23 protein-coding genes are annotated in these 21,031 nt (G+C 59.4%); 16 read left to right on the top strand and 7 right to left on the bottom strand.

Translation table 11 applies throughout. From position 1 onward, the window contains the following. Window positions 1-16 precede the first annotated feature (16 nt). From ACRAWE_RS06905 to ogt, 6 genes are all read left to right on the top strand, one after another. A complete protein-coding gene (locus ACRAWE_RS06905) occupies window positions 17-922 on the top strand; it encodes an ROK family protein (RefSeq protein WP_154746633.1) in 906 nt (301 codons plus the stop codon). Window positions 923-1,254: 332 nt separating this feature from the next. Then, entirely contained in the window at window positions 1,255-2,025 is a 771-nt protein-coding gene (agaR, locus tag ACRAWE_RS06900; protein WP_019452625.1) for a transcriptional repressor AgaR, read from the top strand. 25 nt (window positions 2,026-2,050) lie between these two features. Further along, window positions 2,051-3,217 carry an SIS domain-containing protein gene (locus ACRAWE_RS06895; RefSeq protein ID WP_211130231.1) on the top strand — a complete coding sequence of 389 codons (1,167 nt, stop codon included), beginning with the start codon at window positions 2,051-2,053 and terminating at the stop codon, window positions 3,215-3,217. A gap of 9 nt (window positions 3,218-3,226) precedes the next feature. Next, entirely contained in the window at window positions 3,227-4,081 is an 855-nt protein-coding gene (locus ACRAWE_RS06890) for a tagatose bisphosphate family class II aldolase (protein ID WP_063919547.1), read from the top strand. 305 nt (window positions 4,082-4,386) lie between these two features. Beyond that, on the top strand, window positions 4,387-4,698 hold the full coding sequence (locus ACRAWE_RS06885) for a hypothetical protein (protein WP_019452628.1): 312 nt from the start codon (window positions 4,387-4,389) through the stop codon (window positions 4,696-4,698). 219 nt (window positions 4,699-4,917) lie between these two features. Then, a complete protein-coding gene (gene ogt, locus ACRAWE_RS06880; protein ID WP_063919548.1) occupies window positions 4,918-5,448 on the top strand; it encodes a methylated-DNA--[protein]-cysteine S-methyltransferase in 531 nt (176 codons plus the stop codon). On the opposite strand, the gene ACRAWE_RS06875 is transcribed toward ogt, so the two are convergent. Together ACRAWE_RS06875 and ACRAWE_RS06870 are read right to left on the bottom strand one after the other, a co-directional pair. Then, window positions 5,445-5,972, bottom strand: coding sequence for a glycine zipper family protein (locus tag ACRAWE_RS06875; protein ID WP_019452630.1), 528 nt, complete (start codon window positions 5,970-5,972; stop codon window positions 5,445-5,447). The two genes, ogt and ACRAWE_RS06875, sit on opposite strands and share 4 nt — an antisense overlap. Before the next feature lie 16 nt (window positions 5,973-5,988). Beyond that, window positions 5,989-6,324 (bottom strand): hypothetical protein, encoded by a 336-nt coding sequence (locus tag ACRAWE_RS06870; RefSeq protein ID WP_019452631.1) that lies wholly within the window; start codon window positions 6,322-6,324, stop codon window positions 5,989-5,991. A 393-nt stretch (window positions 6,325-6,717) separates the two neighbouring features. Between ACRAWE_RS06870 and ACRAWE_RS06865 the strand changes: the two genes are divergently transcribed. Further along, window positions 6,718-7,482: an FNR family transcription factor gene (locus tag ACRAWE_RS06865; RefSeq protein ID WP_004938278.1), complete on the top strand. Its 765-nt coding sequence runs from the start codon at window positions 6,718-6,720 to the stop codon at window positions 7,480-7,482. 126 nt (window positions 7,483-7,608) lie between these two features. Further along, window positions 7,609-8,571: a universal stress protein UspE gene (uspE, locus tag ACRAWE_RS06860; protein WP_432525153.1), complete on the top strand. Its 963-nt coding sequence runs from the start codon at window positions 7,609-7,611 to the stop codon at window positions 8,569-8,571. Window positions 8,572-8,624: 53 nt separating this feature from the next. Here uspE and pntB read toward each other — a convergent pair whose 3' ends face one another. From pntB to ACRAWE_RS06845, 3 genes are all read right to left on the bottom strand, one after another. After that, window positions 8,625-10,019, bottom strand: a complete 1,395-nt coding sequence (gene pntB, locus ACRAWE_RS06855) for a Re/Si-specific NAD(P)(+) transhydrogenase subunit beta (protein WP_025159771.1) — start codon at window positions 10,017-10,019, stop codon at window positions 8,625-8,627. Between the two features lie 10 nt (window positions 10,020-10,029). Further along, window positions 10,030-11,559 carry a Re/Si-specific NAD(P)(+) transhydrogenase subunit alpha gene (gene pntA / locus ACRAWE_RS06850; RefSeq protein ID WP_432525152.1) on the bottom strand — a complete coding sequence of 510 codons (1,530 nt, stop codon included), beginning with the start codon at window positions 11,557-11,559 and terminating at the stop codon, window positions 10,030-10,032. 149 nt (window positions 11,560-11,708) lie between these two features. Next, window positions 11,709-11,978, bottom strand: coding sequence for a hypothetical protein (locus ACRAWE_RS06845; protein WP_432525151.1), 270 nt, complete (start codon window positions 11,976-11,978; stop codon window positions 11,709-11,711). 118 nt (window positions 11,979-12,096) lie between these two features. Here ACRAWE_RS06845 and ydgH point away from each other — a divergent pair, with 118 nt between their 5' ends. Continuing rightward, window positions 12,097-13,047, top strand: a complete 951-nt coding sequence (gene ydgH / locus ACRAWE_RS06840) for a DUF1471 family protein YdgH (protein ID WP_019452635.1) — start codon at window positions 12,097-12,099, stop codon at window positions 13,045-13,047. Here ydgH and ACRAWE_RS06835 read toward each other — a convergent pair. Continuing rightward, window positions 13,040-13,234, bottom strand: a complete 195-nt coding sequence (locus tag ACRAWE_RS06835; RefSeq protein ID WP_139285520.1) for a hypothetical protein — start codon at window positions 13,232-13,234, stop codon at window positions 13,040-13,042. The two genes, ydgH and ACRAWE_RS06835, sit on opposite strands and share 8 nt — an antisense overlap. Window positions 13,235-13,291: 57 nt before the next feature. On the opposite strand from ACRAWE_RS06835, the gene ACRAWE_RS06830 reads away from it, so the two are divergent. From ACRAWE_RS06830 to ACRAWE_RS06820, 3 genes are all read left to right on the top strand, one after another. Continuing rightward, window positions 13,292-14,683, top strand: coding sequence for an amino acid permease (locus ACRAWE_RS06830; protein ID WP_063919549.1), 1,392 nt, complete (start codon window positions 13,292-13,294; stop codon window positions 14,681-14,683). Window positions 14,684-14,902: 219 nt separating this feature from the next. Beyond that, entirely contained in the window at window positions 14,903-15,388 is a 486-nt protein-coding gene (locus ACRAWE_RS06825; protein ID WP_063919550.1) for a hypothetical protein, read from the top strand. 33 nt (window positions 15,389-15,421) lie between these two features. Beyond that, entirely contained in the window at window positions 15,422-15,817 is a 396-nt protein-coding gene (locus ACRAWE_RS06820; RefSeq protein ID WP_019452639.1) for a pyridoxamine 5'-phosphate oxidase family protein, read from the top strand. Between the two features lie 104 nt (window positions 15,818-15,921). Here ACRAWE_RS06820 and ACRAWE_RS06815 read toward each other — a convergent pair whose 3' ends face one another. Next, window positions 15,922-16,332 carry a hypothetical protein gene (locus ACRAWE_RS06815; protein ID WP_074054123.1) on the bottom strand — a complete coding sequence of 137 codons (411 nt, stop codon included), beginning with the start codon at window positions 16,330-16,332 and terminating at the stop codon, window positions 15,922-15,924. Window positions 16,333-16,516: 184 nt separating this feature from the next. Between ACRAWE_RS06815 and folM the strand changes: the two genes are divergently transcribed. From folM to ACRAWE_RS06795, 4 genes are all read left to right on the top strand, one after another. Then, the gene (folM, locus tag ACRAWE_RS06810; RefSeq protein ID WP_019452641.1) at window positions 16,517-17,239 is read left to right on the top strand and encodes a dihydromonapterin reductase; all 723 of its coding nucleotides are present in this window, start codon (window positions 16,517-16,519) and stop codon (window positions 17,237-17,239) included. Between the two features lie 70 nt (window positions 17,240-17,309). Then, entirely contained in the window at window positions 17,310-18,035 is a 726-nt protein-coding gene (gene rstA, locus ACRAWE_RS06805) for a two-component system response regulator RstA (protein WP_063919552.1), read from the top strand. Further along, the gene (gene rstB, locus ACRAWE_RS06800) at window positions 18,032-19,336 is read left to right on the top strand and encodes a two-component system sensor histidine kinase RstB (RefSeq protein ID WP_019452643.1); all 1,305 of its coding nucleotides are present in this window, start codon (window positions 18,032-18,034) and stop codon (window positions 19,334-19,336) included. Before rstA ends, rstB begins: the two co-directional genes overlap by 4 nt. A 37-nt stretch (window positions 19,337-19,373) precedes the next feature. Further along, window positions 19,374-20,873: a carboxypeptidase M32 gene (locus ACRAWE_RS06795; protein ID WP_063919553.1), complete on the top strand. Its 1,500-nt coding sequence runs from the start codon at window positions 19,374-19,376 to the stop codon at window positions 20,871-20,873. The last annotated feature ends 158 nt before the right edge of the window (window positions 20,874-21,031 follow it).

The raw sequence follows: 21,031 nt of genomic DNA, 5'->3' as shown, positions 1-21,031 counted from the left end.
CATGGCGATGAGAGAGATGCATTACGGTTTCGACATCGGCGGCACCAAGATAGAAATGGCCGCCTACGATCGCCGGCTCAATCAGGTGATGATCCAACGGGTGCGCACCCCAACCGGCGATTACGGCGAGTTCGTGGCCTGTATCGCCGGGCTGGTTGACCAGGCGGATCGCGAGCTGCATACGCGCGGCAGCATCGGCATCGGTTTACCGGGGATCACCGATCCCGTCAGCCGCCGCCAGTTAGCGGTCAACGTGCCTTGCCTGACCGGCCATTGCCTGGCGGATGACCTGACGCAGGCGTTGGCGCGGCCTATCGCCATCGAGAACGACTGCCGCTGCTTCGCGCTGTCGGAAGCCAGCACGCCGCAAACCGCGCACCTGCCGTTGGTGTTCGGCGCCATCATCGGCACCGGCGCCGGCGGCGGCCTGGTGGTGAACCGGCAACTGCATAAAGGGCGCAACGGCGTGGCGGGCGAATGGGGCCATATGCCGATATCGGCCCAGCTGGCGCAACGTTACGATCTGCCGCTGTTCAGCTGCAACTGCGGGCTGACCGGCTGCTTTGAACGCTACGTCTCCGGCAGCGGGCTGCTGGCGCTGAGCCGCCATTTTGCCCATCCGGCCGCCGACGTGCCGTCGCTGGTCGCCAGCTACCGCGCCGGTGATCCGCTCGCGCAGCAGCTGATGGCCCTCTACGTCGATATTCTGGCCAGCGCGCTGGCCGGCTTACAGCTGCTGTTGGACGTCGATGCCTTCGTGCTTGGCGGCGGGCTGTCGAACGTCGGTGAGCTGTACCGGCTGCTGCCGCCGGCGATGCGGCGCTGGCTGCTGCCGGGCGTGGAACCCGCGGCGGTGTTCCCGCCGGTGCACGGTGACAGCAGCGGCGTGCGCGGCGCGGCGCTTTTACACGCGGCAGCATAAAAAAACAGTGAAAGCCCGGCGGCTGCCGAACGATCGCTGCGGCTTTCGTCATCGACGGAGCGAATGAATAACCGCCGAGAATTGTCGACTGAAAAATAACGAATTTGCCGTTTTCGCTTTGCGTTAACCCCGCTTTCGGTTAGTGCTCAATCGAAAGCAAAATAAAATATAACCAACTGATAGATATAGATATTTTAAAATTAATCGATTGCATTTCAGTGTTTCGTTTGCTGTAATTCGCCACGAACAACTGAAAGCGCTCCGGTCAGCATCGCTGCGGCTTATTAAGCCGCGGACGGGCACGGCTACAGGTAAATCAGGAGTCTGCGTTAATGATCAATACCGCAAAACGCCGGGAATTAATTATCGACCAGCTGTGCCGCGAGGGCTCGGTGCGTGTGGAGCAGCTCAGCCAGCAGTTTTCGGTGTCCAGCGTCACCATCCGCAGCGATCTGCGTCAGCTGGAACAGCACGGCTGTGCGGTGCGCGCCTACGGCGGCGCCATGTTGAACAAACAGTTCGCCTTCGACCGCCCGCTGCAGGACAAGGGCCGCATCAACCGCGACGTGAAACACGCCATCGCCTGCGCGGCGGCGGCGCTGATCGAAGACGGCGACGCCGTCATCCTCGACTCCGGCTCCACCACCAGCCAGATGGCGCCGCAGCTGGCGGGGAAAAAGGATCTGGTGGTGATGACCAACGCGCTGAATATCGCCTTCGAACTGGCCAACAACGAGCAGATCGATCTGATGGTGGTCGGCGGCAGCGTACGCCGCAAAGCCTGGTCGTTGTACGGCCCCGCCGCTGAACAGCAGCTGCGCCAGTACCGCTTCGACAAACTGTTTCTCGGCGTCGACGGTTTCGATCTGGCGGGCGGCATCACTACGCCGGATCCGGGCGAAGCGCAGCTCAACCGGGTGATGTGTGAAGTGGCGCGCGAAGTGATCGCCATCGCCGACGCCAGCAAATTCGGCCGCACCAGCTTTTGCATGATCCGCGAAGTCGGCCAGATCCACCGCCTGGTCACCGACAGCCGTATTCCGGCGCACTACCTGCAGGCGCTGCACCATTTAGGGATCGACGTGATTATCGCCGACCGTTAACCGAGGCTTTTAAGGAGTTGTCATCATGAATGCGTATTTCTCTTACGAGGCGGATTGGCTGAAGCAGCGCAACGCCTGGCACACCGCCGCAGAGATTTGGCAGCAGCCGGACCTGTGGGCGGCGCTGCACCGGCAGCTGCAGGATCAACAGGCGCAGTGGCAGCCGTTCCTCGCGCCGCTGTTGGCCAATCCTCGGCTGCAAATCGTGCTGTGCGGCGCCGGCAGTTCGGCGTTCGCCGGCCGGGCTCTGGCGCCCTGGCTGCGCGAACGCACCGGCCGCGACGTAGTGGCCTACGGCACCACCGATATCGTCGCCAACCCGCTGCAGTTCCTCGACCCTGAACGGCCGACGCTGCTGGTGTCCTTCGCCCGCTCGGGCAACAGCCCGGAAAGCGTGGCGACGGTGGAACTGGCCGATCAGCTGCTGCCGGAAAGCTATCACCTGATGCTGGTGTGCAACCCGGACAGCCGGCTGGCGCAGTATGCGCATCAGCGCGATAACGTCTGTTCGCTGGTGATGCCGCAGGGCTCCAACGATCAGAGCTTCGCCATGACCTCCAGCTTCAGCTGCATGATGCTGAGCGCCGCGCTGCTGCTCGGCTCAATGTCGCTTGAGGCCGCCCAGGCGCCGCTGCACGCCATGGTGCAGCGCTGCCGTGAACTGCGCGAAACGCTGCAGCCGCAGGTAAAGGCACTGGCCGCCAGCGGCTTCCGCCGCTACATCACCCTCGGCGGCAGCTGTTTCACCGGCCTGGCCGAAGAGGCCTCGCTCAAGATGCTGGAGCTCACCGCCGGGCGAATCGTGACACGCTACGACTCGCCGCTCGGTCTGCGCCACGGCCCTAAATTTATGGTCGACGGCCAGACATTGGTGGTGCTGATGTTCTCGCACGACGACTACGCCCGTCAGTATGACCGCGACCTGTGGAACGAACTGCAGCGCGACGGGCTGGCGATGCAGTTGGTCGGATTGACCGGCGAACGTCAACCGCTATCCGATGCCCTGCTGAATCTGCACAACGCGGCAGACGATATCTGGCTGCTGTTCCCGTATCTGCTGTTCACCCAGATGCTGGCCTTCGAGAGTTCGCTGGCGTTGGGGCTCACCCCGGACAACCCGTGCCCGACCGGTGAAGTCAACCGGGTGGTGAAAGGCGTGACGATTTACCGTTTTCCCTCCCCTGAGCTGTAAGGAGATCCCATGTATCTGATAGCCAACCGAGAAATGCTGCTCAAGGCGCAGCGCCAGGGTTACGCCGTGCCGGCGTTTAACGTCCACAATCTGGAAACCGTGCAGGTGGTGGCGGAGACCGCCGCCGAACTGCGCTCGCCGGTAATCATGGCCGGCACGCCCGGCACCTTCAGCTATGCCGGCACCGACTACCTGATCGGCATCTGCCAATCTGCCGCGCACCGCTACGATCTGCCGCTGGCGCTGCACCTGGATCATCATGAAGAGCTGGACGACATTGAGCACAAGGTAAAAAGCGGCATTCGCTCGGTGATGATCGACGGCTCCCACTTGCCGTTCGAACAGAACATCGCCAAGGTAGCCGCCGCGGTCGCCCTGTGCCACCGCTACGGCGCCAGCGTGGAGGCGGAGCTGGGCCGGCTGGGCGGGCAGGAAGACGATTTGATCGTCGATACGGCGGACAGCTTCTATACCGATCCGGCCGCCGCGCGCGAGTTTGTTGCCGCCACCGGCATCGACTCACTGGCGGTGGCGATCGGTTCCGCCCACGGCCTGTACCACGGCGAACCCAAGCTGGATTTTGAGCGCCTGGCGCGGATCCGCGAGCAGGTGGACGTGCCGTTGGTGCTGCACGGCGCCTCCGGCATTCCGGAAGCGATGGTCAAGCGAGCGATCTCGCTCGGCGTCTGTAAGGTCAACGTCGCCACCGAATTGAAAATTGCCTTCGCCGATGCGGTAAAAAGCTACTTTTCGCAGCACCCGGACGCCAACGATCCGCGCAAATACATCGTCCCTGGCAAACTGGCGATGAAAGAAGTGGTGGCGGAAAAGATCCGCATCTGCGGCAGCAGCGGCATGCTGTAATCCCGCTATCGCCCCCGGTTCATACGGCCGCAACGCGGGGGCGAACACGCCGCACGCTTCCCGCCTTTCCTGAGAGAACGATCACAGCCTTTTCACCCACTCGCGCCGGAAATCATTAACTGGCCTTCACTATGATCCAAATCATGGTTTTACTCATCCTACCTCCCTATTATCAAATTCATTGGATGCAGGCAGTAGGATTTTTGCCCATTCGTTTTTATTTCGCCAGGCGAAATAGCTTATTTGATAAAAACAAGCACGCTTGTTTTTAATTGGCAGTGTTTTTACTCTGAAAGGAACAGCGTATGAACCATTACTTAGCCGTATTAAGCGCATTGGTCATTCTGCCCTTCGCTCTGCACGCAAAAGCACTCCCCGGAAGTCAGGTCGCTTCCGGCGTCGTACGCTTCACCGGCGCCATCACCACGCCGGCCTGCACCATCAAACATCAGGATGAACAACTCATCTCCAACTGTTTCGGTAAGGTGACGGAAAACCGCAACGGTTATATTTCCTCTTCGTTAAAAGAAATGCCAAAAGAATTAGTTTCCGCTGTCACCAGCGAGATAGTAAATAACGACCCACACTTGAAACGCGTGACCATCAGCTATAAATAACCCCAAAGAGTTAATGCTTGATTAAATAATCAACAAGTCATGCCTCGCCCCAATGACTTATAAATTTATTTTATAAATTTACTGAACAATGACTACCCGCCTTACCGTGAGCCGACTATTCGGGCAACTCCAGGGTTGCCCATCAGCATGTCCGAAATCCGCCATCGCTTCCTCCGCTTTCATGCAATAATCGCCTCACTAAACCGAGGAGTGATCCAGATGCAGACTTTTTTGATTGATCGTACCGCGACGCCGGTGGGAGAACTGGTGTTGATTGCCGATGAACAGGGGCGCCTGCGGGCGGTTGACTGGACCGATCACGAAGCGCGCCTGATGAAGCTGCTGAATACGCATTACCGCGCCGATCGCTTCACTCTGCGCGCCCAGCGCGATCCAAGCGGGTTGACCGACGCCATGCAGCGCTATTTCGCCGGGGAACTGAGCATTATCGATCGGCTGCCGGTGATGACCGCCGGCACCGAGTTCCAACGCACCGTGTGGCAACAGCTGCGCCAAATTCCCTGCGGCGAGATCCTGACCTACGGCCAGCTGGCGCAACGCATCGGTCGCCCGACCGCTTCGCGCGCGGTCGGCATGGCCAACGGTTCCAATCCGATCAGCATCGTCGTCCCCTGCCACCGGGTCATAGGCTCTCAGGGCGCGTTGACCGGCTATGCCGGCGGCGTACAGCGCAAACAATGGCTGCTGCAACACGAAGGTTACCTGCCGCAGGATCTGCTCTCGCGCTAACGCGGCACATAATCCGGCGGCACGCCATCCGCCGGGGCGGCGGGATAGTAGTCCGGCGGCACCGGCGATGAGCTGGCGTCACCGTAACCATAGGCCACCGGCACCTTGTTGCCTTTGGCGTACATGCATTGCGTATACACGGTATCGTAGCTGTCTTGCAGATCGTCGCTGCTGCGCCAGGCCGAGTTGTTGGCCATCGCGCTGCCGACCAACAACCCACCGCCGGCGCCGACCAACGCGCCGGGGCCGGCATGACCGGATGCAGCGCCGATCAACGCCCCCGCCGCCGCACCGACGGCCGTGCCCGCCACTGCGGTGCCCGCCGCCGAATTGGCCGCCGTTTGCGCGCCGCCGCCAAGGCTGTTTTGCGCATAGCCGCGGCAAATCGCCTCATCGCGATTGAACTGTTCGTAGCTTTTTCCCGTGCCGGGCAATACCGTCACCTCCGGCCCGGAAGGCGCAGAGACGCAGCCGGCCAACAGCCCGGCCAGCGCCACTATCGGGAAAGCAAAAGAGTGTTTCATCACGCACCACCTGGGATCACCGGGATAACGAACCGTCTGGCACCACTTTCATCCAACCGTCGGGACAACGCGGCACCTGCGGGTAATAGCCCGCCGGCCGGCGGCAGTAGTAAGCGTAACTCGGCGGCTTTTCGATATAGGTCTGCGGCGGCGGCGGCGTGACATACACTACCGGCGGCGGCGGATAGTAGAGAGGCGGCGGCCCCCAAGGCACGCCAATCACCACGCGCGGCCCACCATAGTAGTAACCGTGCCGGTAGTAACCGTGGCCGTAATAGCCGTGGGCGAAGGCGGCGGCGCTGGCCGTCATCAACACCCCCGCGGCCGCCATCAACAATATGCGCTTTTTCATCATCCACTCCCGAACAGGATGGTTCACCTGCCTTTCTGACCTTCAGCTTAACGCCGATGTGGCGCGGCTTTGCGGTTGGGATTCAGATGAATGCGACAAGCTTTCGCCAGCAGATGTGTCAAAGGATGATTGATTCACGCCGCTAAAATTCGCCGATGCGCGCAGCAGAACCGCCCCACGACGATCGCCACGCCTCGCGACGCCGAAAAGGCAACCGCACGTTGCGCATAAGTGCCAAATAAATCTAGCGACGTCAGCGTGATACAGAATAATCGGCGGCATGTGTGCGCAAAATTCGCACACAATACCCCTATTCATGCTAATGCCACCCTTATCAGCTGCAGCAAAAGATGTTAAAATTGACTCATATCAATTATTGAATGAGCGTAATCTATGATCCCGGAAAAACGCGTGATTCGTCGTATCCAGTCTGGTGGTTGTGCGATCCATTGCCAGGACTGCAGCATCAGCCAGCTGTGCATTCCTTTCACCCTTAATGCCCACGAGCTGGACCAGCTCGACAACATTATCGAGAGAAAGAAGCCCATCCAGAAAGGCCAGACTTTGTTCAAGGCCGGCGACGAGCTGAAATCGCTGTACGCGATCCGTTCCGGGACCATCAAAAGCTACACCATCACCGAGCAAGGCGATGAGCAGATCACCGGCTTCCATCTGGCGGGCGACCTGGTCGGCTTCGACGCCATCGGCGGCCTGAAGCACCCGAGTTTCGCTCAGGCGCTGGAAACCTCGATGGTGTGCGAGATCCCGTTCGAGACCCTCGACGATCTGTCCGGCAAAATGCCTAACCTGCGTCAGCAGATCATGCGGCTGATGAGCGGCGAGATCAAAGGCGACCAGGACATGATCCTGCTGCTGTCGAAGAAAAATGCCGAAGAGCGCCTGGCGGCGTTCGTTTATAACCTGTCGCGCCGCTTCGCGGAGCGCGGCTTCTCACCACGCGAGTTCCGTTTGACCATGACCCGCGGCGACATCGGCAACTACCTTGGCCTGACGGTGGAAACCATCAGCCGCCTGCTGGGCCGCTTCCAGAAAAGCGAAATCCTCAGCGTGAAAGGCAAATACATCACCATCGAAAACGCCGACGCACTGTCGGTGCTGGCCGGCACGCCGCGCATCAACGTGACCGTCAACGCCTGATCCCCCTGCCGGATCAACATTTCACCGAAATTGTTGATCCGGCACGCTTCTGTTGTTGTTCTGTTTTTCAATGTTGGGTTACTCTGTAAATTAACAGACTGTTGATTTCAGCTGTAAGGAGGCCCTATGGCGAAGTATCAGAATCTTCTGGTGGCTATTGACCCCAATCAGGACGATCAGCCGGCATTGCGTCGCGCCGTGTACCTGGTGAAACGGAACGGTGGGCGCATCAAAGCCTTCCTGCCCATTTATGACTTCTCTTACGAAATGACGACCCTGCTCTCCCCGGACGAAAGAACGGCGATGCGGCAAGGTGTGATCAGCCAACGCGCCGCCTGGATCAACGAGCAGTGCCGTTTCTATCTCAACGACGGCGTGCCGATCGAAATCAAAGTGGTCTGGCATAACCGCCCCTTCGAAGCCATCATTCAGGAAGTGCTTTCCGGCCAACATGACCTGTTGCTGAAAATGGCACACCAGCACGACCGGCTGGAGTCAGTGATCTTCACCCCCACCGATTGGCACCTGCTGCGCAAATGCCCTTGCCCGGTATGGATGGTGAAAGACCAGCCCTGGCCGGAAGGCGGTAAAGCACTGGTGGCGGTCAACCTGGCCAGCGAAGAGCCCTATCACGATCCGCTCAATATCAAACTGGTGCAAGAAACCGTCGAACTGGCGGAAAACGTCAATCAGACCGAGGTTCATCTGGTTGGCGCTTACCCCGTTACCCCGATCAACATCGCCATCGAGCTGCCCGATTTCGATCCCAGCGTCTACAACGATGCCATTCGCGGCCAGCATCTGATCGCCATGAAAGCGCTGCGGCAGAAATTCTGCATTAAGGAAGAGTTCACCCACGTGGAGAAAGGCCTGCCGGAAGAGGTCATCCCCGATCTGGCCGAGCACCTGCAGGCCGGCGTGGTGGTTCTGGGCACCCTGGGCCGCACCGGGATTTCGGCCGCCTTTATCGGCAACACGGCGGAACATGTGATCGACCATCTGAAATGCGATCTGCTGGTGATTAAACCGGAAAACTTCACCTGCCCGATCGAGGCGGATGAAGATGATGAACACGACGACGAAGATTAAGCTTCGCGCATAAAAAATGGGCCGCTTAGCGGCCCATTTTTTTGGTTGCCCAATTACTTCTGCAGCGCCCGTAGAATCGCTTCCACACTGTCTTTGGCGTCGCCGAACAGCATTTGGGTGTTCTCCTTGAAGAACAACGGGTTCTGCACGCCGGCATAGCCGGTGTTCATCGAGCGTTTGAACGCGATCACGTTCTGCGCTTTCCACACTTCCAATACCGGCATACCGGCGATCGGGCTGCGCGGATCTTCCAGCGCCGCCGGGTTCACCGTGTCGTTGGCGCCGATCACCAGCACGGTATCGGTATCCGGGAAATCGTCGTTGATCTCATCCATCTCCAACACCACGTCGTACGGCACCTTGGCTTCCGCCAGCAGCACGTTCATATGGCCCGGCAAACGCCCCGCGACCGGGTGAATGCCGAAACGCACCTTCACGCCGCGCGCGCGCAGTTTCTCGGTGATTTCCGCCACCGGATATTGCGCCTGCGCCACCGCCATGCCGTAGCCTGGGGTGATGATCACCGACGTGGAGTTCTTCAACTGCTCGGCCACCTCTTCCGCCGTGGTTTCGCGGTATTCGCCCATCTCTTCGGCATCGCCGGTGGACGAACCGTCGCTGCCGAAACCGCCAGCGATCACGCTGATAAACGAGCGGTTCATCGCCTTACACATGATGTAAGACAGGATGGCCCCCGAAGAACCCACCAGTGCGCCGGTGACGATCAGCAGATCGTTGCTCAGCATGAAGCCCGCCGCGGCGGCGGCCCACCCCGAGTAGGAGTTGAGCATCGAGACCACCACCGGCATGTCGGCACCACCGATCGACGCCACCAGATGCCAACCGAACGCCAGCGCGATCGCCGTCATCAGCAGCAGCGTCACTACCTGCCAGCCCACGCTGTCGGTACGCACAAATGCCACCAGCAACAGGAACGAGATCACCAGCGCCGCCAGGTTCAGTTTGTGGCGATTCGGCAGCATCAGCGGCTTGGAAGAGATGATGCCGCGCAGCTTGCCGAAAGCGACGATCGAACCGGTAAAGGTCACGGCGCCGATAAAGATGCCGAGAAACACTTCGGTCAGATGGATATTCGCCATCACCGGCTCCATCGGCGCGCCGTGATCCAGGTAGCTGTTGAAGCCGACCAGCACCGCGGCCAGGCCGACGAAGCTGTGCAGCACCGCCACCAGTTCCGGCATTTCGGTCATCTCGACCTTTTTCGCCAGATAGACGCCGATCGAGCCGCCGATGATCATGGCGATGATGATCCAGCCGACGTTGCCGGAATCCGGCCCGAGAATGGTGGCGATCAGCGCAATCGCCATACCGGCGACGCCGAACAGGTTGCCCTGTTTCGACGTTTCGTGGCGCGACAGGCCCGCCAGGCTGAAAATAAACAAAATAGCGGCAACAATGTATGCAGCTGTAACCAATCCTCCAGACATTTGCTACCCCTTAGTTCTTGCGGAACATCTTCAGCATGCGCTGAGTGACGGTGAACCCACCGAAAATATTGATGCTGGCGATCAGCACGGCGATAAAGGAGAGGAAGCTCACCCAGCCGCCATGGCCGATCTGCAGCAGCGCACCGACCACGATAATCCCCGAGATCGCGTTGGTGACCGACATCAGCGGGGTATGCAGCGCATGGCTGACGTTCCAGACCACGTAGTAACCGACCACGCAGGCCAGCGCAAACACGGTAAAGTGCGACAGGAACTCTTTCGGCGCCGCGTCCGCCAGCCAGCCGAACAGCAGGATCGCCAGGGCCATCAGGCCGTACTTCAGCCATGGCGAGGTCGGTTTGGCTTCAGGTTTGGCGGCCGATGCGGCGGCGGGTGCCGCTTTCGGCTGGGCGGAGACCTGGATCGGCGGCGCCGGCCAGGTGACTTCACCGCTGCGCACCACGGTAACGCCGCGGATCACCGTATCGTCGAAATCGATGTCGATCTCACCGTTCTTCTCTTTCGACAGCAGCTTGAGCAGGTTAACCAGGTTGGTGCCGTACAGCTGCGAAGATTGGGTCGGCAAGCGGCTCGGCAGATCGGTATAGCCGATGATTTTCACGCCGTTGTCGGTCACGGTGATGGTGTCGGCCACCGTCAGTTCGCAGTTGCCGCCGGTTTGCGCCGCCAGATCGACGATCACGCTGCCCGGCTTCATCGACGCCACCATCTCTTTGGTGATCAGCTTCGGTGCCGGTTTACCCGGGATCAGCGCGGTGGTGACGATGATGTCGACCTCCGCCGCCTGCGCGGCGAACAGCGCCATCTCGGCCTTGATGAAGGCTTCGGACATCACTTTGGCGTAACCATCACCGCTGCCCGCTTCCTCTTCAAAATCCAGCTCGAGGAATTCCGCGCCCATGCTCTGCACCTGCTCTTTCACTTCCGGGCGGGTGTCGAAGGCACGCACGATGGCGCCGAGGCTGCCCGCGGCGCCGATCGCCGCCAGGCCGGCCACGCCGGCGCCGATGATCATCACCTTGGCCGGCGGCACTTTGCCGGCGGCGGTGATCTGACCGGTGAAGAAGCGGCCGAACTCATGCGCCGCTTCGACGATCGCGCGGTAGCCGGCGATGTTGGCCATCGAACTCAGCGCATCCATCGACTGGGCGCGCGAGATGCGCGGCACAGAGTCCATCGCCAGCGCGGTGACGTTGCGCGCCGCCAGCTTGGCCATCAGCTCGGGATTTTGCGCCGGCCAGATAAAGCTGACCAGCGTACTGCCTTCACGCATCAAGGCGATCTCGTCGTCTTGCGGCGCGTTGACTTTCAGGATCAGATCCGACTGCCACACTTCGCTTTCGTCGACCAGCGCCGCGCCGACGGCTTCATAGGCGACGTCCTCAAAACTGGCCAGTTTGCCCGCCCCGCGTTCAATCGCGACGGTAAAACCCAGCTTCAGCAGTTGTTCCACCGTTTTCGGCGTGGCTGCGACCCGGGCTTCATTGGCCAACCGCTCTCTTGGTACACCAATACGCATAATGTTCCCTTCTCACCTGTCTTGGATGATGTTTATTATTTTCCTGCCCATAGCACGGCGCCGCCGGCGAGCGTTGCGTTAACTTGCTCGCACTGATTTCAGGCGCCAACTATAACCTACTGAAAATAAGGTCGATGATCCATAATTGCTTACGCATTCAGCCCTGTTTTTACATAAAAACGCCGCGCGCGATATGACAAATCGCAATTTACAGTGAAAAAATCCATACAGAACAGCACATTCTGCGCAACAAGAGGTTTACGCCCGGCGTAACGATTTATGGCCGCACGCGGCGCAAAAGCATAAAAGTTATCATTTTGTGAATAATTAACATTAATGACACCAAAGCCGTTATTATGGAAATTTATGACGGCGGCGCCATCCGTGCGACCCGCGTCACCTTCGGCGATTTGTCGCACGGGATAACATAAAATGCTGAGACAGTTTTCAGAATTACATGTAATAATCGACGGCTGAATTACACTTAAACAGTTCAGTACGTTATAAACGTTAATGCGCTAGGCGAAAGGATTTTTTATGAAGCTGAAGACCACGATCATCGCGTCAGCCTTGTTATCACTCACCGCGCTGTCTGCTCAAGCTGCGCAAGAGTTAACTCCTGAGAAAGCAGCGGCGCTGAAGCCGTTTGATCGCATCACGATTACCGGCCGCTTCAATGCCATCAATGAAGCCGTCGACGCCGTATCCCGCCGTGCAGACAAACTGGGTGCCGATTCCTTCTATATCCAGGACACCAACAACAGCAACAACGGCGGCAACTGGCGCGTCACCGCAGACCTTTATCATAAAGATGCGCCAGAAGTGAGCAAAACACCAAAATACCGCGTATTTAACGGCGTGAATGAACTGCCTAAAGATGAAGCCTACCTGCTGGAGCCTTACGATACCGTGAGCGTCAGCGGCTTCTACCGCAGCCAGCCGGACATCAACGACGCCATCTCCAAAGAAGCGAAGAAAAAAGGCGCCGCCTCGTTCTTTATCGTGCGCCAGGTTGACGCCAACTCCGGCGGCAACCAGTTCGTCACCGCGTACATCTATAAGGCCGATGCGCCGAAACGCCGTGTGCAGAGCCCGGACGCCATCCCGGCCGACTCTGACGCCGGCCGCGCCGCCCTGGCCGCCGGTGGCGCCGAAGCCGCGAAAGTCGAAATTCCTGGCGTCGCGTCTTCCGGTTCGCCAAGCCGCGACGTGGGCCGTTTCTTCGAAACCCAGTCCTCTACCGGCCAGCGCTATACCGTCACGCTGCCTAACGGCACCAAGATCCAGGAAGTGAACAACGTGACCGCCGCGCAGATGGTGCCGTTCGATTCCGTCACCTTCACCGGCCACTTCAACAGCATGACCGACGTGTCTACCGAAGTGGCGAAACGCGCGGCCGAGAAAGGCGCCAAGTACTACCACGTCACTCGCCAGTGGCAGAACAAGAGCGGCGGCAACCTGACCGTCAGCGCCGATCTGTTCAAATAAAACCCGCTTTTCGGTTTACCATCGGGCAGCCCTTGAGCTGCCCGTTTTTATTGCCGCTCTTTTCGCCCACCGTTGAATAGTTTTTTGTAAATTCCGCATATTCAATCATTGCATCTCTAATCATCCCTCCGTAGAATTTGCGCCAATTTTTAGGGCTATTGTCTATTCGCGCAGTGGTTGTTAACACATTGTTGCCGCCAAGCAGTTCCCTTCCAGTTGTTTATTCTGCGTTCAGGATCCGTCATTGGAAAAAAAACTCGGTCTTACCGCGCTAACCGCTTTGGTGCTCAGCTCAATGCTGGGCGCCGGCGTGTTCAGTCTGCCGCAAAATATGGCGCAGGTCGCCAGCCCCGCCGCACTGTTGCTGGGTTGGGGGATCACCGGCGTCGGCATTCTGTTTTTGGCCTTCGCCATGCTGCTGCTTACGCGTCTGCGTCCGGATCTGGACGGCGGCATCTTCACCTACGCTAAAGAAGGGTTCGGCGAGCTGATGGGCTTCTGCTCCGCCTGGGGCTACTGGCTGTGCGCCGTGATCGCCAACGTTTCGTATCTGGTGATCGTGTTCGCGGCGCTGAGTATTTTCACCGATCGCGGCGGCGACGTTATTCTCGGTGACGGCAATACCTGGCAGGCGCTGATCGCCGAATCCGCCCTGCTGTGGATCGTGCACGCGCTGGTGCTGCGCGGCGTGCAAACCGCCGCCAGCATCAACCTGGCGGCCACCCTCGCCAAGCTGCTGCCGCTAGGCATGTTCGCCGTTCTGGCGGCGATCGCCTTCAAAATGGACGTGTTTACGCTGGATTTCAAGGGTGTCGCCCTCGGCAAGCCGGTATGGGAACAGGTCAAGGACACCATGCTGATCACCCTGTGGGTGTTTATCGGCGTGGAAGGCGCCGTGGTGGTTTCCGCCCGCGCCCGCAATAAAAAAGACGTGGGCCGCGCCACCATGCTGGCGGTACTGTCGGCGCTGGCGGTGTATCTGATGGTCACGCTGCTGTCGCTGGGCGTGGTGCCGCGCAGCGAACTGGCCGAAATGCGCAACCCGTCGATGGCGGTGCTGATGGTGGAACTGATCGGCCCATGGGGAGACGTGCTCATTGCCGCCGGTCTGATCATTTCCGTTTGCGGCGCCTACCTGAGCTGGACCATCATGGCGGCGGAAGTGCCGCTGCTGGCCGCGCAGCACGGTGCGTTTCCACGCGTATTCGGCAAGCAGAACCGCCATCACGCCCCGTCCTCGTCGCTGTGGCTGACCAACATCGCCGTACAGCTGGCGCTGGTGTTGATCTGGCTGACCGGCAGCAACTACAACTCGCTGTTGACCATCGCTTCGGAAATGATCCTGGTGCCTTACTTCCTGGTCGGCGCGTTTCTGTTTAAGGTGGCGTACCGCCGCCGCGACAAACGCCTGATCTTCGCCGCCACCGGCGCCTGCATCTATGGTTTGTGGCTGCTGTACGCTTCGGGGCTGATGCATCTGCTGATGTCGGTGCTGCTGTATGCGCCGGGTCTGCTGGTGTTCATGTATGCCCGCCGCGGCCACCGCGATATCAATCTGCTGAACCGCCTGGAAAAAGGCAGCATCCTCTTGCTGCTGGTGGCCACGCTGCCTGCCGGCTGGTTTATGCTGCACTAAGATGACCTGCCAATGCGGCTGCCCGTCAGCCGCATTATTGCTTCTCTCCCTTCTACCTCTTTCCCTCGGCCTGTACATCATCAGCCATGCGCCGCGCTTGCGATCTTAAATGCAATTAATTATCATTATCATCCAAGCATTAACGGTAAAGACGCGAGTGCCCCACTGCCGAGAGGCGTCGGAGGCGGGTTAAGACAGGCTGAAAATGGAAGGCATTTCATGGCTGAAAAACTGCTGCACGCATTACCTTTATTTACCACCTGGGAAGCGCTGATCGCCGAGGGCAACGCGGCGTTTAATCAGCAGCACGATCGCCAGGCGATGGCGAGCTACCAACAGGCGCTCGAGGTCGCTCAGGCCATCATCGCCGAAAAACCCTGGCTGAATGCGGAATATACCGCCAGATTTGAAGCGCCCAATATTTTCGAATCTGCCCTTGCCGCGCTGATCGTCACATTCAACAACATCACCCATCTGCGCCTGCGGCAAAAGCCCCTTCGCGGCGTCGAACTGCACGTGCATCAGGCCCGAGTCGCCGTCGAAGGGCTGCTGGGCGATACCTCGCTGTGCGAACAGATGCAGCAGATCGCCGAACGGCACCTGCTGCGCTTCAGGATTGAAACCCTGCACTTACTGCGCGAACACCGGCTGCCGGAAACCAGCGTCTGCGCGTCTGCCGCCAGCCATTCCGCCACCGTGCATTAAAAACGTCACGCTGACATGAGGAGCGATCGGCAAATGAATGAATTGAATGACGAGATGAAAAAGATGCTGGCTAAGCAGCTGCCTGTGCAGGCGACCAGCAGCCCAAACGGCGTGCCGGATATCGGCCCCAAGCGCTCTTTGCGCCTCTATGATGACCGTACGCTGATTTATAACGAAAATACCGGCGGCCAAACGCTGCAAAACATCAAGGAAGGCTCGAAAATGGCCGTGGTGGTCATCGATCGCGAGGCGCTGGACGGTTACCGCTTCGTTGGCACGCCCGAACTGTGCCAGACGGGCAAGCCGTTTGACGATGCGCTGACGTTTGCAGAAAAAAACGGGATGAAACCGCCGAAATACGCGGTGTTAATTCATATAGACAGTATTTATACCCTGCGCTCCGGCCCCAATGCCGGAACCCGGCTCTAGAAGCCGCCGGGCATCACGCCGCGTGACACTTCACGCTCATAGTCAGGGCATCGCGGTGTGCCAATGGCCTGACCATGAGCGAGCGGCCGGGCCGATGTGCCCGGTCAGCTTTTAGGAGGAAGGGTAACGGTCATGCGCTCACCCACCAGGGCGATCGCAACGCCTTGCGCACACTCTTTCTGAATCGCCGCCAGCTGTTGCGTTTCCAGCGCATAAGGCAACTGAATGTCAAATACCGCCAGGCCCTGCTGCTGCGCCAGGTCAATCAGGCGAACGATGTTGGTTTCATCGCTGACCTGGGTCGACACCACCTGCAGCGCCAACTCTTTCAACTGCTCTTTGCGCGTTTGTGACGTGGTCACGCGCGATTTCAACACCATGCCGAAGATCGGCATCACACCATAAATAGCATCAACAAAGCGCCAGTGCTTCCTGCACGATGCGGACAGAAAATCCATGTAGTCGAAACAGATTTTCTCACTGCGCGCGATGGATGCAAGGTGATTGCTGTTCATCCCCTCATTCCTCTCATGGCCAGTGTTAACCCGTGGTCTTTCAAGCCGCCGCCGGACGGCAACCTGAAATGCATTGGGGATCTTACATCCAGAAATGGATAATCATGCGAAGCTTTAACGACTTTCCGCCGTATGATGGCATAATTCCCCTATTGTTTGCCAGTCTGTCCAGGAGCTTTAATCAATGGAACACCCCAACTCCGCCCCGGTGCTGATTACCGGCGGCGCGCGGCGCATAGGGCTGGCGCTCGCCAGAGCGTTTCTTCAGCGCGGCGTTCCCGTCATCATCGCCTATCGCAGTGAATATCCGGCGATGACCGAGTTGCAAGCCTTGGGCGCCTGCTGCATTCAGGGCGACTTTTCCACCCATGAAGGCATCTACCGTTTCGCCGACCAGGTGCGGCAGGTCGCGCCCAAGCTGCGCGCGGTGATCCACAACGCCAGCGCCTGGCAAGCCGAATCGCCGGAAGTGCCGCCGGAACAGGTGATGGCGGCGATGCTGCAAATTCACGTCTACACGCCCTATTTGCTCAACCAGCTGCTCGAACCCTGCCTGACCGGCCAGGGCCAGGCCGGTGCCGACATTATCCATCTGACCGACTACGTGGTGGAAAAAGGCAGCGACAAGCACATCGCCTACGCCGCCAGCAAGGCCGCGCTGGACAATATGACCCGCTCGTTCGCCCGCAAGCTGGCGCCGGAGGTCAAGGTCAACGCCATCGCCCCGGCGCTGATCATTTTCAATCCGGGCGACGATGAAGCCTACCGCCAACAGGCGCTGGCGAAATCGCTGATGAAGGTGGCGCCGGGCGAGAGCGAAGTGGTCAATCTGGTGAACTACCTGCTGGAAAGCCGCTACGTTACCGGCCGCACTCACGGCGTCGACGGCGGCCGTCCGCTGCGCTAAAGATCCGCATGGCGCATCTTCACGGGCCGCGCTATGCTGAAATCCGCTTTTCTTATTAAAACACGGGCATATGCATAAAATTGTTTTTGTGGAAGACGATCCGGAAGTCGGCAAACTGATTGCCGCCTATCTGGGCAAACACGATATCGAGGTGCTGATCGAACCGCGCGGCGACAGCGCGCAGGCGTGCATCGAGCGCGAGCAACCCGATCTGGTGCTGCTGGACATCATGCTGCCCGGCAAAGACGGCATGACGCTGTGCCGCGATCTGCGCCCCACTTTCCCCGGCCCAATCGTGCTGCTCACCTCGCTCGACAGCGACATGAACCATATCCTGTCGCTGGAGATGGGCGCCAACGACTACATCCTGAAAACCACGCCGCCGGCGGTATTGCTGGCGCGCCTGCGTTTGCACCTGCGCCAACACAGCCAGCAGCCGAAAGAAGAGTCGGTTCAGCCGCTCACGCAGCACAACGCGCTGCATTTCGGATTGCTGTGCATCGATCCGGTCAACCGTCAGGTCTCACTCGGCGAAGAAACCGTCACCCTGTCCACCTCGGACTTCGATTTGCTGTGGGAGCTGGCGACCCATGCCGGGCAGATCATGGATCGCGAGGCGCTGCTGAAAAACCTGCGCGGCGTGAGCTACGACGGTATGGACCGCAGCATCGACGTGGCGATCTCCCGCCTGCGCCGCAAACTGTACGACAACGCGCTGGAGCCGTTCCGCATCAAAACGGTGCGCAACAAGGGTTATCTGTTCGCCCCTAACGCCTGGGCATCGGTGCAACAATGAGAAAACTTTTCGTCCAGTTCTTCCTGTTGCTGTTCGTCTGTTTTCTGGTGATGGCGATGCTGGTCGGCCTGGTGTACAAAGTGACCGCCGAGCGCGCCGGCCGCCAGTCGATGGACGATCTGATGAAAAGCTCGCTGTACCTGATGCGCAGCGAGCTGCGCGAAATCCCGCTGAAGGACTGGAACAAAACCATCGCCACGCTGGATCTCAACCTGTCGTTCAAACTGCATATCGAACCGCTCGGCAAACAGGAGCTGAGCGAAGATCTGAAAAAACGGCTGCGGCTGGGGGAGATCATCGCCCTCGACGATCAATACACCTTCATGCAGCGCATCCCGCGCAGCCACTATGTCCTGGTCGTCGGCCCGATTCCTTATCTGTTCTACCTGCATCAGATGCGCCTGCTGGATCTGGTATTGCTGGTGTTTATCGGCATGTCGCTGGCGCTGCCGGTGTTCCTGTGGATGCGGCCGCACTGGCAAGATCTGCTCAAGCTGGAAAACGCCGCCCAACGCCTCGGCGCCGGGCATCTGGATGAGCGCACCCATTTCGACCCCACCTCCAGCCTGAGCCGGCTCGGGGTTGCATTCAACCAGATGGCGGACAACGTCAACACCCTGATCGCCAGCAAGAAACAGTTGATCGACGGCATCGCTCATGAGCTGCGCACGCCGCTGGTGCGCCTGCGCTACCGGCTCGAGATGAGCGATAACCTGTCCGAAAGCGAACAGCAGGCGCTGAACCGCGATATCGGCCAGCTGGAATCGCTGATCGACGAACTGCTGACCTATGCCCGTCTGGACCGCCCGCAAGTTGCGTTAAACATCGAGCCCATCGATCTGCCAAAGTGGCTCGAGGACAAGGTCGATGATATCCGTCTTATTCATCAGGAACGCGACATCCAGCTCGATATTCCGCACGTCGGCGACTTCGGCGGCGTCGATCTGCGCCTGATGGAACGCGTGCTCGACAACCTGGTCAACAATGCGCTGCGCTATTCCGAGCAGCGCCTGCGCGTTGGCCTGTGGTTTGACGGCGATCTCGCCTGTTTGCAAGTCGAAGACGACGGGCCGGGCATTCCGCCGGAAGAGCGCGAACGGGTGTTCGAGCCTTTCGTCCGCCTCGATCCCAGCCGCGATCGCGCCACCGGCGGCTGCGGGCTGGGGTTGGCCATCGTCCATTCCATCGCCGTCGCCTACCAGGGACAGGTGTTCGTTGAAGGCAGTTCGCTCGGCGGCGCCAGCTTCCGCTTCTGCTGGCCGGTGAAGCCGACATTCAGTTTAAAAGCCGATCTGGCGTAATACCGCCGGACCATTATCAATTGGGAGCCGAATAATAATGACATCTGCACATTCCAACACGTCTGCTTACGATCAACTGCGCGCGCTTTTTAGCCGGCTGTCGCGTTTCGGCCACCTGTCCGCCATCGCCGGTTGGGACATGCAAACCATGATGCCGCCGGGCGGCAGCAAGGCGCGTTCAGAAGCGTTGGCCGAACTGAGCGTACTGCAGCACCAGATTTTAACCGCGGAAAGCACCGGCGCGCTGTTGGATCGCGCGCAGCAAGAGACTCTGGACGAGCTCGACCGCGCCAATCTGCGCGAGATGCGCCGCCAATATGAGGACGCCGTGTTGCTGCCGGCCTCCCTGGTCGAAGCCAAATCGCTGGCCGGTGCGCGCTGCGAACACGCCTGGCGCGCCCAGCGCCCGGCCAACGACTGGGATGGCTTCGCCGAGAATCTGCGCGAAGTGGTCAAGCTCAGCCGCGAAGAAGCGCAAATCCGCGCGCAGGCGGCCGGCACCAGCCGTTACGACGCCCTGCTCAATCTGTATGAGCCGGGCATGCGCAGCAGCGATCTTGACCGTATCTTCGGCGATTTGAAAACCTGGCTGCCGGATCTGCTGCAGCGCGTGGTGGCCAAACAGGCCAACGAACCCTGCCAGGCGCCGCAGGGCCCGTTCAATGTGGACACCCAACGCCAGCTGAGCCTGAGCGTGATGAAACTGCTCGGCTTCAACTTCGACAATGGCCGCGTCGACGTCAGCGCGCACCCGTTCTGCGGCGGCGTGCCGGAAGATGTGCGCATCACCACGCGTTACAACGACAAAGAGTTTCTGACCGCGCTGCTCGGCATCGTGCACGAGACTGGCCACGCCCGTTACGAACAGAATCTGCCGCGCGATCTGCTCGGCCAGCCGGTCGCTCTGGCCCGTTCCACCGCCATTCACGAATCGCAGAGCCTGCTGTTTGAAATGCAGCTGGCGCGTGGCAATGAGTTCCTGAAAATCTTGCGTCCGTTGGTCACCGCGCAGTTTGGCGAGCAGCCGGCGCTGGAAGAAGCCAACTTCATTCGCCTCAATCAGCGGGTTAAACCGGGCCTGATCCGCGTCGACGCCGACGAGGTGAGCTATCCCGCTCACGTCATCCTGCGCTACGAAATTGAAAAGGCGCTGATCGAAGGCGACATTGAAGTGGAGGACATTCCGGCGCTGTGGAATGAAAAGATGCACGCGTATCTGGGCCTCGACACCATCGGCAACTATCGCAACGGCTGCATGCAGGATATCCATTGGACCGACGGCGCCTTCGGCTACTTCCCGACCTATACGCTCGGCGCGATGTACGCTGCGCAGCTGTTCCACAGCGTGCGTCAGGCGCTGCCATCGCTGAGTGAAGATATCGCCGCCGGCAATCTGCAGCCGCTTTTCCATTGGTTGCAGCATAACATCTGGCGCCACGGCAGCCGTTTCCCGACCGAAACGCTGATCGCCAACGCAACCGGCGAAGCGCTCAACCCGCGCTACTTCCGTCAACATTTGGAAAACCGCTACCTGTAATCCCCCCTGGCGCGGCCACGGTCGCGCCATTTTCCCCCTGCTAGACCTGATGGTGTTTCATAGCGCACGACTCTTGCCGACAGCACCTTGGCTACAGAGTGTCGGGTGGCTACTCTCCAGGAGTATGTTGTAACTAAAACAGTAAAAAGCACCAAACC

The organism is Serratia sp. BFP-2025 (genome assembly GCF_050880365.1).
Lineage (GTDB): Bacteria > Pseudomonadota > Gammaproteobacteria > Enterobacterales > Enterobacteriaceae > Serratia > Serratia surfactantfaciens.
This window is presented reverse-complemented; position numbering and strand designations above follow the sequence as displayed.

Coding starts and splice junctions, on each gene's coding strand:
- ACRAWE_RS06885 (WP_019452628.1), top strand. CDS start 4,387: ATGAACCATTACTTAGCCGTATTAAGCGCATTGGTCATTCTGCCCTTC.
- ACRAWE_RS06825 (WP_063919550.1), top strand. CDS start 14,903: ATGGCTGAAAAACTGCTGCACGCATTACCTTTATTTACCACCTGGGAA.
- rstB (WP_019452643.1), top strand. CDS start 18,032: ATGAGAAAACTTTTCGTCCAGTTCTTCCTGTTGCTGTTCGTCTGTTTT.
- ACRAWE_RS06875 (WP_019452630.1), bottom strand. CDS start 5,972: ATGAAACACTCTTTTGCTTTCCCGATAGTGGCGCTGGCCGGGCTGTTG.
- ACRAWE_RS06865 (WP_004938278.1), top strand. CDS start 6,718: ATGATCCCGGAAAAACGCGTGATTCGTCGTATCCAGTCTGGTGGTTGT.
- ACRAWE_RS06795 (WP_063919553.1), top strand. CDS start 19,374: ATGACATCTGCACATTCCAACACGTCTGCTTACGATCAACTGCGCGCG.
- ydgH (WP_019452635.1), top strand. CDS start 12,097: ATGAAGCTGAAGACCACGATCATCGCGTCAGCCTTGTTATCACTCACC.
- ACRAWE_RS06905 (WP_154746633.1), top strand. CDS start 17: ATGCATTACGGTTTCGACATCGGCGGCACCAAGATAGAAATGGCCGCC.
- pntB (WP_025159771.1), bottom strand. CDS start 10,019: ATGTCTGGAGGATTGGTTACAGCTGCATACATTGTTGCCGCTATTTTG.
- ACRAWE_RS06870 (WP_019452631.1), bottom strand. CDS start 6,324: ATGAAAAAGCGCATATTGTTGATGGCGGCCGCGGGGGTGTTGATGACG.
- rstA (WP_063919552.1), top strand. CDS start 17,310: ATGCATAAAATTGTTTTTGTGGAAGACGATCCGGAAGTCGGCAAACTG.
- agaR (WP_019452625.1), top strand. CDS start 1,255: ATGATCAATACCGCAAAACGCCGGGAATTAATTATCGACCAGCTGTGC.
- ogt (WP_063919548.1), top strand. CDS start 4,918: ATGCAGACTTTTTTGATTGATCGTACCGCGACGCCGGTGGGAGAACTG.
- ACRAWE_RS06895 (WP_211130231.1), top strand. CDS start 2,051: ATGAATGCGTATTTCTCTTACGAGGCGGATTGGCTGAAGCAGCGCAAC.
- pntA (WP_432525152.1), bottom strand. CDS start 11,559: ATGCGTATTGGTGTACCAAGAGAGCGGTTGGCCAATGAAGCCCGGGTC.
- ACRAWE_RS06820 (WP_019452639.1), top strand. CDS start 15,422: ATGAATGAATTGAATGACGAGATGAAAAAGATGCTGGCTAAGCAGCTG.
- ACRAWE_RS06890 (WP_063919547.1), top strand. CDS start 3,227: ATGTATCTGATAGCCAACCGAGAAATGCTGCTCAAGGCGCAGCGCCAG.
- ACRAWE_RS06815 (WP_074054123.1), bottom strand. CDS start 16,332: ATGAACAGCAATCACCTTGCATCCATCGCGCGCAGTGAGAAAATCTGT.
- uspE (WP_432525153.1), top strand. CDS start 7,609: ATGGCGAAGTATCAGAATCTTCTGGTGGCTATTGACCCCAATCAGGAC.
- folM (WP_019452641.1), top strand. CDS start 16,517: ATGGAACACCCCAACTCCGCCCCGGTGCTGATTACCGGCGGCGCGCGG.